This window comes from Streptomyces sp. NPDC041200, from assembly GCF_055591805.1.
In genome coordinates this window covers 146,460-161,958 of the sequence record NZ_JBVIZF010000007.1, presented here as the reverse complement: position 1 = coordinate 161,958, position 15,499 = coordinate 146,460, and the positions used below count along the sequence as shown (strand labels likewise).

The following is a 15,499-nucleotide window of genomic DNA, read 5'->3' as shown; positions in this document are numbered from 1 at the left end:
GAGGAGCCATGCCCGATGGACGCGTTCCGCAGTGTGCCCGAGTACGTGAGTCTGCCGGAGTACGTGCGGCACTGGGCCGGGGCCACCCCCGACCGCCGCGCGTTCACCTTCGTCGAGCATCCCGCCCCCGACTCGCGCGGCGTCCATCGCACGCTGACGTGGCGGCGCCTGGACCTGCGGGTCCGGGCGGTGGCCGCGCGGCTCGCCGAGGAGTGCGAGCCCGGGGCGCGGGTGGCGCTGCTGTGCCCGCAGGGGACGGAGTACGTCACCGCCTTCCTCGCGGCGCTCGCCGCCGGGATGGTCGCCGTACCGCTGTATCCGCCGGGCCTGCCGGGGCACGGCGACCGGCTGTCGGCCGTGCTGGCCGACGCGGCTCCCTCGGCCGTCGTGACGACGGGCCATGCCCTGGACGAGGTACGCGAATTCTGCACGGGCCGGTCCCTTCCTGTCATCGCCGTCGACCAGGTGCCCGATGCCCATGCCCACGCTTGGCGGCCGAGCGCACCGGACGACGCGGCGGTCGCCTACCTGCAATACACCTCCGGCTCGACCCGGGTTCCGGCCGGCGTGGAAATCACCCACGCCAATGTCGTCGCCAACGCCCGCCAGGCGCTGACCGCCTACGGCGCCGACGCGCACCCGGTGAGCTGCGTGGGCTGGCTGCCGCTGTACCACGACATGGGGCTCGTGCTGAGCGTCGCTGCCCCGGTGGTGCGGGGTCTGCTGTCGGTGCTCATGGATCCGGTCGCCTTCCTGCACGAGCCGGTGCGCTGGCTGCGGCTGCTGGCCGCGCACCCGCGCGCGGTGAGCGCCGCGCCCAACTTCGCCTACGACTACTGCGCCTCGACGGTCAGCGACGCGCAGAAGGCGGGCCTGCGGCTGGACGGCGTCACCGCGCTGATCAACGGCAGCGAGCCCGTCCGCCCCGGCACCGCCGACCGCTTCCACGACGCGTTCGCCGCCCAGGGGCTCGCGGCGGAGACCCACTGCCCGTCCTACGGGCTCGCCGAGGCGACGGTCTTCGTCAGCGCGGCCCGGCCCGGGGAACCGTTACGCCGCTTCGCGCTCGACCGTGACGCGCTCGCCACCGGCAAGGCGCTGCCCGCGCTGCCCGGTGATCCGACGGCCGTGCTGCTGGCCGGATGCGGCACTCCGGCGGGCCAGCTGGTCCGCATCGCCGATCCCGTCTCGCGCGCCGCGCTGGACGAGGGCGAGGTCGGCGAGATCTGGGTACAGGGCCCCAACGTGGGGCGCGGCTACCGGAATCAGGACCGGCAGAGCGGACGCGTCTTCGGCGCCGCGTTCGCCGACGCCCCGACGGCTGGTGCGGACGGTCCGGACGGTCCGGGCGGTCCGGGCGGCGGCTGGCTGCGTACGGGCGACCTGGGCACGGTCCTGGACGGGCAGCTGATCGTCACCGGGCGGCTGAAGGACCTCATCGTGGTGGACGGCCGCAACCACTACCCGCAGGACGTGGAGGCCACGGCCCAGGACGCGCATCCGGCCGTACGACGCGACCGGCTCGCCGCGTTCGGCACAGCGGGCGCTTTCGGCGAGCGGGTGATCGTCGTGGCGGAGCACGCCCGGAACACGGAGCTGGAGGCGATCGACGTACCGGCCCTGATGCGGGACGTGCGCGCGGCCGTCTCTGCCCGGCACGGGCTGCGGCTCGCCGATGTCGTCCTCGTCCCGCCGGGCACCGTGCCCCGCACCTCCAGCGGCAAGGTGTCGCGGGCGCTGACCCGTGAACGCTATCTGGCGGGGGCCTACGCGCCGGGGGCCGCGGAATGAGGGCCGCCGGAGGTGTCGATGAGGGCGCGCTGCGCCGCCTGGTCACCGAGCGGGTGGCCGCGTGGCAGGGCACGGCGGCCGGGGACGTCCCGATGGACCGGCCGCTCGCGGACCTCGGCATGTCCTCCCGGGACGCGGTCGTCCTGGCCGGGGAGCTGTCCCGCGCGACGGGCCGTGAGCTGCCCGCGACCCTGCTGTGGGAGGCGCCCACGGGCGATGCGCTGGTGGCGGCGGTGTGCGCCGCGGGGGCGGAGGCCAGCCCGGTCGAGGCGCCCCCGGCCCCGGCCCCGGCGTCGACCCCGGCCCCGCCCGCGCCCGGCGAACCGATCGCGGTCATCGGGGTCGGTTGCCGGCTTCCCGGCGGTGTGCACGGCCCGGACGACTACTGGCGGCTGCTCAGCGAGGGCACCGACGCGATCCGGCGCGTCCCGGAGGACCGGTGGCGCGACTTCACCGCCTTCCCGCCCGCCGACGCGCCCCCGTACGGCGGCTACCTCGACGACATCGCCGGGTTCGACGCCGACTTCTTCCGCATCACCCCGCGCGAGGCCGCGGTGATGGACCCGCAGCAGCGCATCCTCCTGGAGGTCGTCCACGAAGCGCTCGACCATGCCGCCGTCGCGGCCGCGTCGCTGGCGGCCACCGCCACCGGTGTCTTCGTCGGGGTCTCCGCGCCCGAGTACGGGCAGCTCACCGGCGCCGACCCGGCGGCCGTCGACCCCTGGGCACCGGCCGGTGGCGCGCTGAGCGTCGCGGCGGGCCGTCTGTCGTACGTCCTGGACGCGCGCGGGCCGAGCATGGCGGTCGACACGGCCTGTTCGTCGTCGCTGGTCGCCGTCCACCACGCCTGTGTCAGCCTGCGTACGGGCGAGAGCGACACGGCGATCGCCGCCGGGGTCAACCTGCTGCTCTCCCCCACCGTCACCGTGGCGTTCCGGCGGGCGGGGGCGCTCGCCCCGGACGGCCGGTGCAAGCCGTTCTCGGCGGCGGCGGACGGCATCGGACGCGGTGAGGGGTGCGCGGCCGTGCTGCTGAAGCGGCTGTCCGACGCCGAGCGGGACGGGGACCGCGTGCTCGCCGTCATCCGCGCCACGGCCGTCAATTCCGACGGCCGCTCCAACGGCCTCCTGGCGCCCAACCCGGCCGCCCAGCGGGCCCTTCTGACGGCCGCGTACGCACGGGCCGGGCTCGCCCCGGCACACATCGACCACGTCGAGGCACACGGCACCGGCACCCCGCTCGGCGACCCGATCGAGGCGGGCGCGCTCGGCGCGGTGCTCGGCGCGGGCCGCGACCCCGAGCAGCCGCTGCTGCTCGGGTCGGTCAAGGGCAACCTCGGCCACCTGGAGTCCGCGGCGGGCATCGCCGGGCTGGTGAAGACGGTGCTCGCGCTGCACCACGACGTCATTCCGCCGTCGCTGCACTGCGCCGAGGGCACCGCCCTGGACGACGCACGGCTGCGCGTGGTGACGGAGCCCGAGCCATGGCCCCGCTACGGCGGCACGGCCACCGCCGGGATCTCCGGCTTCGGCTTCGGCGGCACCAATGCCCATGCGGTGCTGGAGGAGTGGCGGCCGGGCCCAGGGCATACCGGCACCGCGCCGGGCCAGCCAGCGGAGCCCGCGGAGCCCGGGGAGCAGCACCCTCCCGGAGGCGCCTCCCGGACGGAGCCCGGGGGCGGGCCTCCTGGGGCGAGTGCGTCAGACGTCGCGGGCCCGGCGGAACGTGGCGGACATGTCTCCGCGCCACCGCACCCGGCCCCGGCCCCGGAGGGGGCCGCGCGTCTGCATCTTCTCTCCGACGTCGACACCGCGCGCCTCGCGGACACCGCCGTCCGGATCGCCGCGTGGCTCCGTACGCCCGAGGGTGGCGCCGCGCACCCCGCCGACGTGGCGCGCACGCTCGCCGGGCGCAGTGGCCGTGGGTCCGTGCGTGCCGCGGTCGTCGCCCGCGGCCGTGCCGAACTCGCCGACGCGCTCGGCGCGTTGGCGGCGGGGCGGCCCGACGCGCGCGTCGTGTCCGACGACCGGGACGTGGCCGCCGGGCGCGGGCCGGTGTGGGTGTTCTCCGGGTACGGCAGCCAGTGGCCCGGGATGGGGCGGCGGCTGCTGGCCGAGGAGCCCGCCTTCGCGGCCGCCGCGGAGAAGCTCGACGCGCACCTCGCCCCGGAGTGCGGACTGTCGCTGTACGACCACCTGGCGTCCGGTGGCGGCCTCGACCGCCTGGAGGTGGCCCAGCCCGTGCTGTTCGGACTGCAGGTGGCGCTCGCCGAGTTGTGGCGTTCGTACGGTGTCGAGCCCGCCGCCGTCGTCGGCCACTCCCTGGGCGAGGTGGCCGCCGCGGTGTGCGCGGGTGCCCTGGAGGTGGCGGACGCGGCCCGGGTGGTCGCCGTACGGGCCCGGCTGCTCGGCGGGTTGCGCGGTGGCGCCATGGCGGTCGTCGACCTTGAGGATGACGAACTCGCCTTTCTGGAAAGGGACTTCCCCGGCGTATACGTGGCCGTGCACTCCTCCCCCGGCCAGAAAGTGGTCACCGGCGAGGAACCGGCGGTGGCCCGGCTCGTGCGGCGGCTGGAGCGGGAAGGGCGGGCGGCTCGCGCCATGCGGGTGGTGGGCGCGGGGCACTCGCCCCAGGTCGAGCCGTTGCTCGGGGAGCTGGCCCGGGAGTTGGCCGGTGTCCGGGGCGCACCGCCCCGCGTCCCCGTGTACTCCACCGTGCTGGACGATCCGCGTGGCGACTGCGTGTTCGACGCCGCCCACTGGGCCGCCAACCTGCGGCGGCCCGTGCGTCTGGACCGGGCGGTCGCGGCCGCCGCCGCGGACGGCCACGGCGCGTTCGTGGAGATCTCGCCACACCCGGTGCTGACCCGGGCGCTGACCGACACCGCGCCCGGCGCCCTGGCCGTCTCCACGCTGCACCGGGACGCGGACGGCTCCGCCGGGTTCCTGGCCCAGGTGGGCGCCCTGTACGCGGCGGGTCTGCGGCTGCCGCCGCCACCCGGGCGCGTCATCGACCTGCCCGCCCCGCGCTGGCGGCATGTGCGGCACTGGTGGACGGACGGGCGTACCGCGCAGGTGGACCCACCGGCGGCACCTGCGGCACCGGCGGCAGGGGTCCAGGAGGACACCTCCATCGCCGCCCGGGTGTGTCATCACATCGCCGCCGTCACCGGCCACCCGCCCGCCCGTGTCACCCCGGCCACCGCCGTCGCCCAGCTCGGCCTGGACTCGCTGATGGCCGTCCGCATCCGCACCGCCCTGGAGCGCGAGTTCGCCGTCGAGGTGCCGCTGCGCGAGCTGCTCGGCGCCGCCACCGTCGAGGAGGCGACCGCGCGCATCGAGCGGGCGCTGCCCGCGCGGGACGCGAGCCTGCGGGTCCTCCAGGCCACCGGCTCCCGGCCACCGCTCTTCCTCGTCCACGCCGCGGGCGGCACCACCGACGTCTACCGGGGGCTCGTCGAACGGCTCGGCGGCGAGCGGCCGGTGTACGGGCTGGAGCGGGTCGAGGAGGCCCGTACGGTGGCCGGGAAGGCGCGCCGTTACGCCGAGGCCGTCACGGCCGTCCACCCCGAGGGGCCCTGCCTGCTGGGCGGCTGGTCCTTCGGCGGCTTCGTCGCCCAGGAGACCGCGCGGCAGCTCACCGCCGCCGGACGGGACGTGGCGCTGGTGGCGCTCATCGACTCCGTACGCCCCCTCCCCCAACCCGGCCGCACACCGGCCGACCGGATCCGCGCCCACTTCACCGGCTTCGCCCGCCACGTGGCCGACGCCTACGGGGTACAACTGGCCTTGGACTACGACAAGTTGGCCGCGATGGACGACGACGGCGAGCGCATCGACACCGTACTGCGGGCCCTGCGCGAGGCGGCCGACGTGCCGCCCGCCGCGCTGGAGCACCAGCGCTCCTCGTACCTGGACCTGAGGATCGGCGAAGCGCACCGGCCGGGCCGCCACGACGGGCGTGTGGTGCTCTACCGGGCCTGCGAACCCGCCCCGCACACCGTGCGCGACCCCGCGTACGAACGGGACGACGACGCGCTCGGCTGGGACGAGGTGTGCCCGCGCCTGACGGTCGTACGGGTCGCGGGACACCATCTGTCGCTGCTCGACCCGCCCCACGTCGACGAGATCGCCGCCCACCTGCGGCGGCAGCTCGCCGAGATACCCCGCCGAACGTGATCGAAGCGATCGAGCCCGAGCCGAGGAGAGCCGCCATGCCCCACCGCACCACCGGAGTGTCCCGGCGCGCCGTCGCCCGAGCCGCGGCGGCCGCCGGTCTGGCCGTGGTGTCCGGCGCCACGGCCGCGGCAGCCCACGCCACCACGGCGAGAGCCGTAACCCGGCTCGGGCCGCGCACCCTCGACCTGTCCGTGCCCTCCGCCGCGCTGGGCCGCAGCGCGCCGGTACGGCTGATCCTCCCGTCCGGCTTCGACACCCGGCCCGGGCGGACGTACCCCGTGCTGTACCTGCTGCACGGCGCCCACGACGACTACACGTCGTGGACCCGGGAGACGGACATCGAGGCGTTCACCGAGGGCCGGGACCTGATCGTGGCGATGCCGGACGCGGGCCCCACCGGCATTCCCACCGCCTGGCGCAGCGGCCCCGACTACGAGACGTTCCAGCTCACCGAGGTCCCCGCGCTGCTCGCGCGCGACTGGCGGGCCTCCGGCGTACGGGCCGTCGCCGGGGTGTCCACCGGCGGCTACGGCGCGATGGCGCACGCGGCGCGCCACCCGGGCGCGTTCGGCGCGGCGGCCTCGTACAGCGGGACCCTCGACACCATGGCACCCGGCATGCCCGCCCTGATGGACGCCATCGTGGCCCGCGAGAAGCTGCTGCCCCGCTCCCTGTGGGGCAGCCCGGTCCTGAACCTGCTCACTTGGCTCGACTTCAACCCCCGGGCCCGCGCCGAGGGGCTGCGCGGCACACCGCTGTACGTGTCCAGCGGCAGCGGTGTGATCGGCGGCATCGGCGACTGGCTGCCCGAGGCGCTGGAGAGCGTGCTGTGGCCGTCCGCCCACTCCTTCACGGACCGGCTCGCGCTGCTCCGGATCCCGGTCACGACCCACTACTACGCGGGAGGAGGACACAGCTGGACCTACTGGAAGCGGGAGTTCACCGCGTCGTGGCCGATGCTCGCCGGTGCGCTGGGGGTGCCGGAGTGAGGCCGGTTCCGTCGGGGCACGGAACGGAGCGCAGGGGACGTGCGTCCAACCCGGTACGTGTCCCGCGCGCCCCGGGCAACGGCCCGTGGGTGAGCCGCTTCCGGCTGAACGGAGGGTCCGCCGTGGCTGCCCCCACCCCGCACGGCGCACCGGACGGCCCCGACGCCGCCCCGGTCCCGCCCGAACTGGCCAAACTGCTGCGCGACCAGTTGGAGGGCGTGGCCGACGAGGTGGAGGCGGAGGTGCGCAGGCAGGTTCCGGAGTACGCGCGGCCCGCCGACGGGGCGTACCGGGCGCACCTGAGATCGGGGGTCGTGCAGGCGCTGACCCTGTTCGTCGACCACATCGCCGAACCGGGCGGTCAGGGGGCCTCGATCGCCACGACGTACTACGAACTCGGGCGCGGCGAGGCGCTGGAGGACCGCAGCCTGGACGCACTGCAGTCCGCGCTGCGGATCGGCGGTCTGCACGCCTGGCGGCTGTTGGGCCGTACGGCGGAGGAACTGGGGCTGGACTCGACGGTCGTGGCTGCCCTGGGCGAGCTGGCGTTCCGTACCGTGCACGAGGTCGCCGAGGCGGCCGCGGCCGGATACGCGGAGGCGCGGTCGCACAGCACCGACGAGCTGGAACGGCGCCGCCGTCGGCTGCTCGAACTGCTGCTGGGCGAGGGGCCAGTGGCCCCGGAGGCGATACAGGACCTGGCACACGCCGCCCGGTGGCCGGTGCCGGGCCACGTCGCGGTCGTGGCGCTAGCGGCCACGGCGGACCAGCGGGAGGAGGAATGGCCACTGGTGGCGGCGGGGGCCCTGGTGGACATGGAGTCGCGCCCGCCGCGGATCCTGGTGCCGGTGCCGGAGGCCGCGGACGGTGCGGGGTCCGGCGGCCCCGGCGGGTTCGCCGGGTTCGCCGGGTTCGGCGGCTCCGGCGCTGCGGGCGGCCGCAGTAGCCCCGGGGGCCCCGGCGGTTCGGGCGCCTCGAGCGGTTCCCGAGGCTCAGGCGGCCGCGGTGGCTCCGGCAGCTCCGGCGGCCCGGTCGCCCCCGCCAGCCCCGGGAGCTCAGGCGGCTCCGGAGGGCCCGGCAGCTCCAGCGGGCCCGGCGGGTACAGCGGGTCCGGCGGGTACAGCGGGTCCGGCGGGTCCGGCGGGTACAGCGACTCCAGCGGCCACGCTGGCCCCGGCAGCTCCAGCGGCTCCGGCGGGCCCGGCGGGCCGGGCAGCTCAGGCGGCTCCAGCAGTTCAGGGGGCTCGGTCCGCTCCAGCGGCCCCGGCAGCTCGCGCGGCTCCGGGGGCTCAGGCAGCCCCGGCAGCCCCGGCAGCCCCGGCGGGCCCGGCGGCTCGGGCAGTCCAGGCGGTTCCGGCGGGCGCGGTGGGTCCGGCAGATCCGGGGGCTTTGGCAGCTCTGGATCCAGCGGCACCGGTGACTCGGGTGGATACGGCGGCTACAGAGGCCACGGCGGGACCGGAGCCGGGGGCACCGGACTCGGCGGGCTCGGTGGGCGCGCTTTCAGCCTTGCGCTGCGTGGGCGGCCCGCCGCTATCGGGCCCACCGTGCCGCTCGCCGAGGCCGCCCGGTCGCTGCACTGGGCCACCCGGGCCCTCGGGCTGATGGGGCGTGGCATCCTGCCCCGGCAGGGGGTGGTCCGCTGCGCCGACCATCTGTCGACCCTCCTCCTGCACAGCGACGAACCCATGCTCGCCCAGCTCCACGCACGGGCCCTCGCGCCCCTCGCCGCCGTCTCCGAGGGCCAGCGCGGGCGGCTCGCCGAGACGTTGCTGGCGTGGCTGCTCAGCGGCAGCAACGTGCCCGACGTCGCCGCCCGCCTCCACATCCACCCGCAGACGGTCCGCTACCGCCTGCGCCAGCTGGAGAAGCTCTTCGGCGACGCCCTGCACGACCCCGACAGCCGTCTGGACCTCATCCTGGCCCTGCGCGCCGAGGCACTGCGCAACGAATTCCCCTCGCTCACCTCCGGACTGACCTCCGCACTCACCTCCGCACAAAAAGGCGAGGAATATTTGAATTCCCGTCCATAACACTCGGTCAGTTCACGCGAATACCTTCGGGACGTCCTTGTCCGCAGGCGCTCCACGCGCCTCATCCGCAAAGGATTCCCCTCATGCGTATCCGCTTGGGCCTCGCCGTGCTCTCGCTGCTCGGCGGGGCCGGACTGGTCACCCTGTCGGCCCCCACCGCAACGGCCGCGGCCTGCGCCGACATCGACGTCGTCGCGGCCCGCGGCACCTTCGAACCGGGCAACCTCGGCTTCATCGTCGGCGACCCCGTGTATTCCGCGCTGCAGAAGAAAGTCACCGGCAAGACCCTGTCCAGCTACAAGGTGAACTACCCCGCCGACCTTTCCCTCACCTCGGCCGCACAGGGCAATGCGGACGTGGTGAACCACGTCAAGAGCCAGGCGGCCGTGTGCCCGAACCAGCGTTTCGTGCTGGTCGGGTATTCGCAGGGCGCCAACGTCGTGGACAACTCGATCGGCATCAGCAGCGCGGGCGCGGTGGTCGGCAGCCCCATCGTGGCCACCATTCCCGCCGCGCTCGAACCCAAGGTCGCCGCCGTGCTGCTGTTCGGCAACCCGATCCGGGCCATCGGCAAGAGCGTCACCGGCACGTACCAGACCCGCACCATCGACTTCTGCGCCAAGGGCGACCCCATCTGCCAGAGTGGCGGGCTCGACGTGGGAGCGCACCTCGGCTACACCAAGGACGCCGACGCGGCGGCCACCTTCGCCGCGGGCAAGGTCTGATCCCCGTACAGGTAAGAGAAGGGCCCGGGAGGCGATCCGCCCGGGCCCTTCTCCCGTAACGAGGCAGGACGGGCTACCGCGGCGTATGGGCGAACGTCGCGAGGTTCGTGGAGACGGGCTCGGGGCGGCCGTTGTTCTGCGTGGGCGCCGCGGTCAGCACGTCGAGGTGCTGATAGCCGTCGGCCACCACGGGGTGCAGGTCGGCCGGGATACGGCCCGCCAGCAGTCCGTCGCCCGCGAGCACGGTGAGCACCGGGTTGGCGGTGAGCCCCTTCGGGTGCACGACGAGCCGTTTCACCTGGGGCGAGGTGGCCAGTTGGAGGTCGGTGACCAGCTTCGTCGGAAAGTACTGCTCGGTGAAGTCCAGCGGCTGCTCGGCCAGGCTGCGGGCCAGCTCCTGGATGTCGGTGACCTCCTTGCCCGCACCGGTGAACGGCGTTCCGTCGGCCGACCGGTATCCGGGGTCGTCGGGGTCGCCGACACGGTCGTAATTCCGCCAGGTGTAGAGCGGCCCGCCGGGCCGGTCCGGGATGGCCTTGTACTCGCCCCCGAACAGCCCCGGTTGCGCGTCGCCACCATTGGCGACGGGGAAGCTCTTGTCGACGACCGGTCCGCCGTCGAAGAAGCCCACGCTGCTCTGCAGGAACGCGAGCGGTACGGAGTGGTCGTCCATCAGCGCGCCGAGCACGGCCTCGTTGGTGAGCCGGAAGTCCTTCACCGCCGGTTTGCCGGTGAGGAAGGTGGCGGTGTCCTTGGAGAACAGGAAGCGGTTGGTCGCCTCGATGTTGACGTTCGCGGGCAGATAGCTCGGCAGGTCGGCTTCCCCGCCCGGGTCCCGTACGGCGCCCAGTCCGGCGATGCCCAGCAGGGTCATGGTCTCGGGGTTCAGCAGGACCGGCGCGGACAGCGACCGCGGCAGCACGCCGGTGTCGAGCCCGGCCTGCACCACGCCGTAACCGAGGCCGATGTCGGGCAGGTTGGTGTCGTCCGGGATGCTGCCGCTCAGATCGCCGAGCGAGGTGGACACGGTGGTGTCGAGGGCGAAGTACCCGGCGCACTGGTTGTATCCGGCGTCGGCGGTGGTGGCGGGGTTGCCGTCGAAGTCGGCGGCTGCCAGATAGCCGGTGATCACACCACCGAGCGAGTGGCCGCCGCACAGCACCTTCTGCTTGCGCAGCTTCTGATCCGGCAACTCGGCGGCCAGCAGGTCGTATTCGTCCCGTACGGTCTGCTCGATGCCGAGCTTGGCCATCCACCCCATCCGGCCGTTCCCGACGTACCCGTCGAAGGTGCGGCCAGCGACCGCCTTCCCCCGGTAGTAGTAGTCGACGGCCGCGTGCTGGTCGCCGGAGGCGATACCGGTGCGGTCCTCCAGGCAGTTGGACCGCCGGTCCAGCGCCCAGAACTCGATGTGCCGCCCCTGCTCCGCGGCGCGCGCCACGGTGTTGCGGGCGACACTGTCGAACGCCCCGGCCCCCTCCAGGATCCCCGGCTGCGCGACGAGGATCCGGTCCGCGTCGGCCGAGGACTGTGGCCCGTCGGCGGCCCGGTAGCGCAGGTACGACAGCCAGTCGCACGCCGCGGGCCGCGCCCCGAACGACGCGGGCAGCGGCACCTTCACCCGCACCACCGTTTCGGTCACCCCCCGGACCGCGATTCCCGACCCCACCCCGGCCTCGGTCCGTACCCCCTCCCCTTCCCCTCGCGCGTCCGGCACTCCCGTGACCACCATCCCCAGCGCCAGCAGCACCGCCGTCACGGCGCCGCGCAGGGCTTTCGCGGTTCTTCCTCGCTTGCGAGTCGTGTCCATGCTGGGACGGTAGGACCGCGCGAAGGCCCCACCCCGCCCATGCTCACAAGAACGCAGCCCCCACCAAGATCTTTGTCACCAGACCCCAACCGTGCCCCCGCGCGAAGTCCGCGCGGAGTCCAGGGATTTCCGCTCTCCCCTCCGCTCCCCGTTTGTGCTTCGATGCCGTGCGCACGGTACGAACGGGCGAGCGACGGGAGTATGCGTATGGATCGGCGAGGGTTCCTCAAGGGCGCGGCCGCGCTGTCCGCGGCGGGGGCGATCACAGCATTAGGAGGGGTCGCGAGCGCCGCACCGGCTCGGGCGCTGGCCGCGCAGGACTGGCTTTCCGGCATCGCCGACGCCACGCCCGTGCAGCGGCTGACCCTTCCCGGAACACACGACTCCGGTGCCCGCTTCGGCGGGCCGTGGACCGAGTGCCAGAACACCACCATCGCCGACCAACTGAGCAGCGGCATCCGCTTCCTGGACATCCGCTGCCGCGCGTTCGACAACGCCTTCCCGATCCACCACGGCGCCTTCTACCAGAACCTCAACTTCGACGATGTGCTCGGCGCGTGCCGGGCCTTCCTCTCCGCGCATCCGTCCGAGACCGTGCTGATGCGCGTCAAGCAGGAGTACTCGGAGGTGAGCGCCGCCGAGTTCCGCCGGATCTTCGACACCTACCTCGACGACAAGGGCTGGCGCTCCCTCTTCCGCCTCGACACCACGCTCCCGACCCTGGGCCAGGCCCGTGGCCGGGTGGTGCTGCTCGCGGACTCCGGCAACATGCCGGGCGTGCGGTACGGCGACACGGGGCTGTTCGACATCCAGGACGACTACATGGCGGAGCCGTTCGGCAAGTACCCCAAGATCGAGGCGCACTTCCGCAAGGCGGTGGCCCAGCCCGGCAAGCTGTACATCAACTACGTCAGCACCGCCGCCCTCCTCCCGCCCCGCTCCAACGCGGACCGCCTCAACCCGCAGGTCAAGTCCCTGCTGGAGAACGCGGGCAACCTGGGCTGGAGAGGGCTCGGCATCGTACCGATGGACTACCCGAACACCACCCCGGGCCTGGTCGACGCCCTGGTGCGGCACAACGGGTGACAGCACCGGCGGGGTCGGCGACTCGGCCGACACCACGCTGCCCCGGTGTGACGCACCGGGGCAGCGGACCTTCATGACACAGCTCTGAGCTGGTCAGCCGATGGGGTTGACGAAGGTGCCGGGGCGGGTGGCGCTGCGCTGGTCGACCAGGCTCTCGTTCTCCCAAGGCCACTCGATCTTGAGGGCCTTGGTCTCGTTGGGCGGGGTGATCTCGACCCAGGCCGGCTGGTAGAAGCCCTCTTCCTCCTTGGTGAAGGCGAGGTTGAGGGTGAACTCGGTGCTCTGACCGGCCTCCACCTCCACGGGGCTCGCCTTCTGCGAGGAGCGGGCCAGGGACCAGCGCTCGCCGCCGTTCACCGAGGTCAGGTCCACACCGGGGAAGCCGCTGAGCTTGCAGGAGCTGGTGCCCTTGTTCATCAGGACGATGGTGGCGGTCGTTCCGCCGTCCGCGCCCTCTTCCGGGACCGGGAGCGCGTCCTCGCCCGTCGCGAAGGCGGCTTCCAGGTTGTCGGTGCGGCAGCGCTCGACACCCGCGTGCGCGCTGCCGCTGCCTTCCTGCGCGCTGCCTTCCTGAGCGCTGCCTTCCTGCCCGCCGCCCGACTGCTTCTCCGAGCCGCCCGCCTCCGAGCCCCCGTTGGCCTCGGCGTCAGAACCCTGCGCACCGCCGGAGGAATCCGAGGAGCCGCCGGACCCGGCCGGGGCCGTGTCGGCCTGGCCCGCGGACTTCGCGTCGTCGGTGTCCGAGCCGTTGCAGGCCGTCAGGGTCAGGGCGGCGGCTGCGGTCAGGACCGCGGCGGCGACGCGGAGGGTGCGACGGCGGGCGGTGCGGGCAGTGGTGTCGGAGCGCATTTCGGGTCTCCCCCGGAGAGGTCGGTGTCGTGCTCTGCTCGGTACGACAACGACTCTGGCCGGGGCCACTACCGCAACACTGCCGCCCCACTAACATCCGGCTAACACGACGGTGACCAGGGCACGGGGTGCGGCGGTCCGGGCGGCCGCCGCACATCTCCGCGCGTCTGGTGTGGGTGGAGGGGAAGGCTAAGGGGTGACCGAGGGGCGGGCGAAGCGCACGAGTTCCAGGGCTTGGTCATCGAACCACTGGCCCGCCTCGGGGTTCACCTTCCTGCGCACTGGGTCCGAGGGGCCGGAGGTGCCGCGCAGGCAGCGGCCGTCGGACTGGCCGGGCGTCTTCACCCAGAGGGCCGCGTCGTGCAGCGGATCGCCCGTGTCGGTGGTGGGGCGGGTACCGAGGCCGCGGCGGGGCGGGTTGCACCAGGACTGGGCGTCCGCGTGGCGGCGGTACCGCGGCGGCGTCCAGGGGCCGCGGCCGTTGCGGCTGGTGTCCGTGACGAAGTGCTTCATCCTCGACGGGTCGTCCGGCTCATGGGCGCTCAGCCAGGCCCGGAGGTGGCGCCGCGACCAGTCCTGGTCGGGGCAGGTGTCGGGGTCGCCGCCGTCGGCGACGTAGGCCAGGCACGTGGAGATGAGCCGTCCGTACAGGGCGCTGGCCTGGTCCGTCTGGTAGTGCGAGACGTTGAGGGCGAAGCCGGTGGCTTCGTCGATACCGGCCTTGATGAGGCGCGGGACGATGCTGCTGACGTCGTGCCAGTCCGCGTGGCCCGCGTCGAGGTAGACCTTGGCGTTGGTGAGCGCCATGAGGGTGTCGACGGCGTACTTGATCTCGGTGAAGCGGGCGACGGTCTGCGCGTCCTCGCCGGTCGTGTTGTCCGTCTCCGCCGTCAACTCGACCGTGGTCTCGGCCGTCGCCTCGGCCGTGGTCTGCGTCTCCGCCGCCGTCTCTGTCCCAGTCTCTGCCGCACTCTCCGTGGCGGCCTCGGTGGTCCCCTGAGCGATGACCTCGGGTTCCTTGTCGAGGTCCGCGGGGTCGGCGGGGAGGAACGGGGCCGGGGTGGGGGCGGCCGGTTTCGGGGCCGGGGCCTCGGCGGCGGTGGCCGCGCCGGGGGTGGCGAGGGTGCCGGGTTGCGGATTCGGGGTCGGGGCGGTGGTGGGGGTCGTGACCTCGGGGGCCGTGGTGGCCGCACCCGCGGCCGGGGTCGGGATCGTGTCCGGGGTCGTGGCCGGAGTCGGGACGGTCGCCTCGGCCGGGTTCAGGGGCTTGGCCTCGGCGGGGGTGTCCTCGCTCGCCTGCCCGCCGCAGTCGGACGGCAGCAGCGCCAGCGAGTCCGGTTCGAGGACGACCATCACCTCGCGGTCGCCGATCCCCTGCGCCACGGCGTCGATCCACGCCTTGTACTCGTCGGTGGTCCGCGCACCCCCGGCCGAATAGCTGCCGCAGTCACGGCCCGGGACGTTGTAGAGCGCCAGCACCGGCAGCTTGCCGAGCGCCGCCGCGTCGCTCGTGGTCTGCCGGACCAGGCGCGCGACCTCGGCCGGGGTGTCGTCCCCGTACCAGACCGCCTGCGGGGTCCGCACCATGGCGAGGAGCCCGGCGGCCGCGCGGTAGTCGCCCCGCCAGGCGAGCCGCGTCACCTGACGGTATGAGGCGCTGTCGGCTGGGGGGACGTAGAGGGGCATGCCGTGCGAGGGCGCGGCGGCGCGCTCCTTCACGGCAGCCCCTACGGCTGAACCACTCAAGAGTGGCAGGGCAGTTGCGGCCAGAACGGCCATCGACACGGCGAGGGTTTTCCGTCTCGTTCGCACGGGCGTACTCCAAGGGGCGGGGCGCATAGGTCGTTTCTGAGGCTCACTCAGAAACCGGGACCCGGCAACGCGAGCGTCCGCCGAGTGGCGCAACGAGATTCCCGCCCAGGGGTGGCGTACCGTCAGATGACCGTATCGTCTGGCTTCCGGCCCGGCGACCGAAGGCCCGGCGGCCGGAAGCCCGGCCGGGAGCGCGACCACGCGCCCGGCCGGGCGCCCCGCCCGG

8 protein-coding genes and 2 pseudogenes are annotated in these 15,499 nt (G+C 74.0%); 7 read left to right on the top strand and 3 right to left on the bottom strand.

Annotated elements, in window-relative coordinates:
* Nucleotides 1-15: 15 nt before the first annotated feature.
* The 6 genes and pseudogenes from ACZ6CL_RS18945 to ACZ6CL_RS18920 all read left to right on the top strand — a co-directional run bounded on the left by ACZ6CL_RS18945 (nt 16) and on the right by ACZ6CL_RS18920 (nt 9,716).
* Nucleotides 16-1,791, top strand: a complete 1,776-nt coding sequence (locus ACZ6CL_RS18945) for a fatty acyl-AMP ligase (RefSeq protein WP_468937254.1) — start codon at nt 16-18, stop codon at nt 1,789-1,791.
* The gene (locus tag ACZ6CL_RS18940; protein WP_468937253.1) at nt 1,788-5,969 is read left to right on the top strand and encodes a beta-ketoacyl synthase N-terminal-like domain-containing protein; all 4,182 of its coding nucleotides are present in this window, start codon (nt 1,788-1,790) and stop codon (nt 5,967-5,969) included. Before ACZ6CL_RS18945 ends, ACZ6CL_RS18940 begins: the two co-directional genes overlap by 4 nt.
* 35 nt (nt 5,970-6,004) lie before the next feature.
* Entirely contained in the window at nt 6,005-6,958 is a 954-nt protein-coding gene (locus ACZ6CL_RS18935; protein ID WP_468937252.1) for an alpha/beta hydrolase, read from the top strand.
* Nucleotides 6,959-7,080: 122 nt separating this feature from the next.
* Nucleotides 7,081-7,965 (top strand): annotated as a pseudogene (locus tag ACZ6CL_RS18930) (PucR-like N-terminal domain-containing protein); the annotation flags it as partial.
* A gap of 468 nt (nt 7,966-8,433) precedes the next feature.
* Nucleotides 8,434-8,991: pseudogene (locus ACZ6CL_RS18925) on the top strand (PucR family transcriptional regulator); the annotation flags it as partial.
* An 83-nt stretch (nt 8,992-9,074) separates the two neighbouring features.
* On the top strand, nt 9,075-9,716 hold the full coding sequence (locus tag ACZ6CL_RS18920) for a cutinase family protein (RefSeq protein WP_468937251.1): 642 nt from the start codon (nt 9,075-9,077) through the stop codon (nt 9,714-9,716).
* A 73-nt stretch (nt 9,717-9,789) separates the two neighbouring features.
* On the opposite strand, the gene ACZ6CL_RS18915 is transcribed toward ACZ6CL_RS18920, so the two are convergent.
* Nucleotides 9,790-11,526: a hypothetical protein gene (locus ACZ6CL_RS18915; RefSeq protein WP_468937250.1), complete on the bottom strand. Its 1,737-nt coding sequence runs from the start codon at nt 11,524-11,526 to the stop codon at nt 9,790-9,792.
* 207 nt (nt 11,527-11,733) lie between these two features.
* On the opposite strand from ACZ6CL_RS18915, the gene ACZ6CL_RS18910 reads away from it, so the two are divergent.
* On the top strand, nt 11,734-12,612 hold the full coding sequence (locus ACZ6CL_RS18910; protein WP_468937249.1) for a phosphatidylinositol-specific phospholipase C: 879 nt from the start codon (nt 11,734-11,736) through the stop codon (nt 12,610-12,612).
* A gap of 93 nt (nt 12,613-12,705) precedes the next feature.
* Here ACZ6CL_RS18910 and ACZ6CL_RS18905 read toward each other — a convergent pair whose 3' ends face one another.
* Nucleotides 12,706-13,461 carry a DUF4232 domain-containing protein gene (locus ACZ6CL_RS18905; protein ID WP_468937248.1) on the bottom strand — a complete coding sequence of 252 codons (756 nt, stop codon included), beginning with the start codon at nt 13,459-13,461 and terminating at the stop codon, nt 12,706-12,708.
* 189 nt (nt 13,462-13,650) lie between these two features.
* On the bottom strand, nt 13,651-15,180 hold the full coding sequence (locus ACZ6CL_RS18900; protein WP_468937247.1) for a glycoside hydrolase family 6 protein: 1,530 nt from the start codon (nt 15,178-15,180) through the stop codon (nt 13,651-13,653).
* Between the last annotated feature and the right edge of the window lie 319 nt (nt 15,181-15,499).

Excerpts from the sequence above, each read along its gene's own strand:
- ACZ6CL_RS18945 (WP_468937254.1), top strand. The coding sequence starts at position 16 with ATGGACGCGTTCCGCAGTGTGCCCGAGTACGTGAGTCTGCCGGAGTAC.
- ACZ6CL_RS18940 (WP_468937253.1), top strand. The coding sequence starts at position 1,788 with ATGAGGGCCGCCGGAGGTGTCGATGAGGGCGCGCTGCGCCGCCTGGTC.
- ACZ6CL_RS18935 (WP_468937252.1), top strand. The coding sequence starts at position 6,005 with ATGCCCCACCGCACCACCGGAGTGTCCCGGCGCGCCGTCGCCCGAGCC.
- ACZ6CL_RS18920 (WP_468937251.1), top strand. The coding sequence starts at position 9,075 with ATGCGTATCCGCTTGGGCCTCGCCGTGCTCTCGCTGCTCGGCGGGGCC.
- ACZ6CL_RS18915 (WP_468937250.1), bottom strand. The coding sequence starts at position 11,526 with ATGGACACGACTCGCAAGCGAGGAAGAACCGCGAAAGCCCTGCGCGGC.
- ACZ6CL_RS18910 (WP_468937249.1), top strand. The coding sequence starts at position 11,734 with ATGGATCGGCGAGGGTTCCTCAAGGGCGCGGCCGCGCTGTCCGCGGCG.
- ACZ6CL_RS18905 (WP_468937248.1), bottom strand. The coding sequence starts at position 13,461 with ATGCGCTCCGACACCACTGCCCGCACCGCCCGCCGTCGCACCCTCCGC.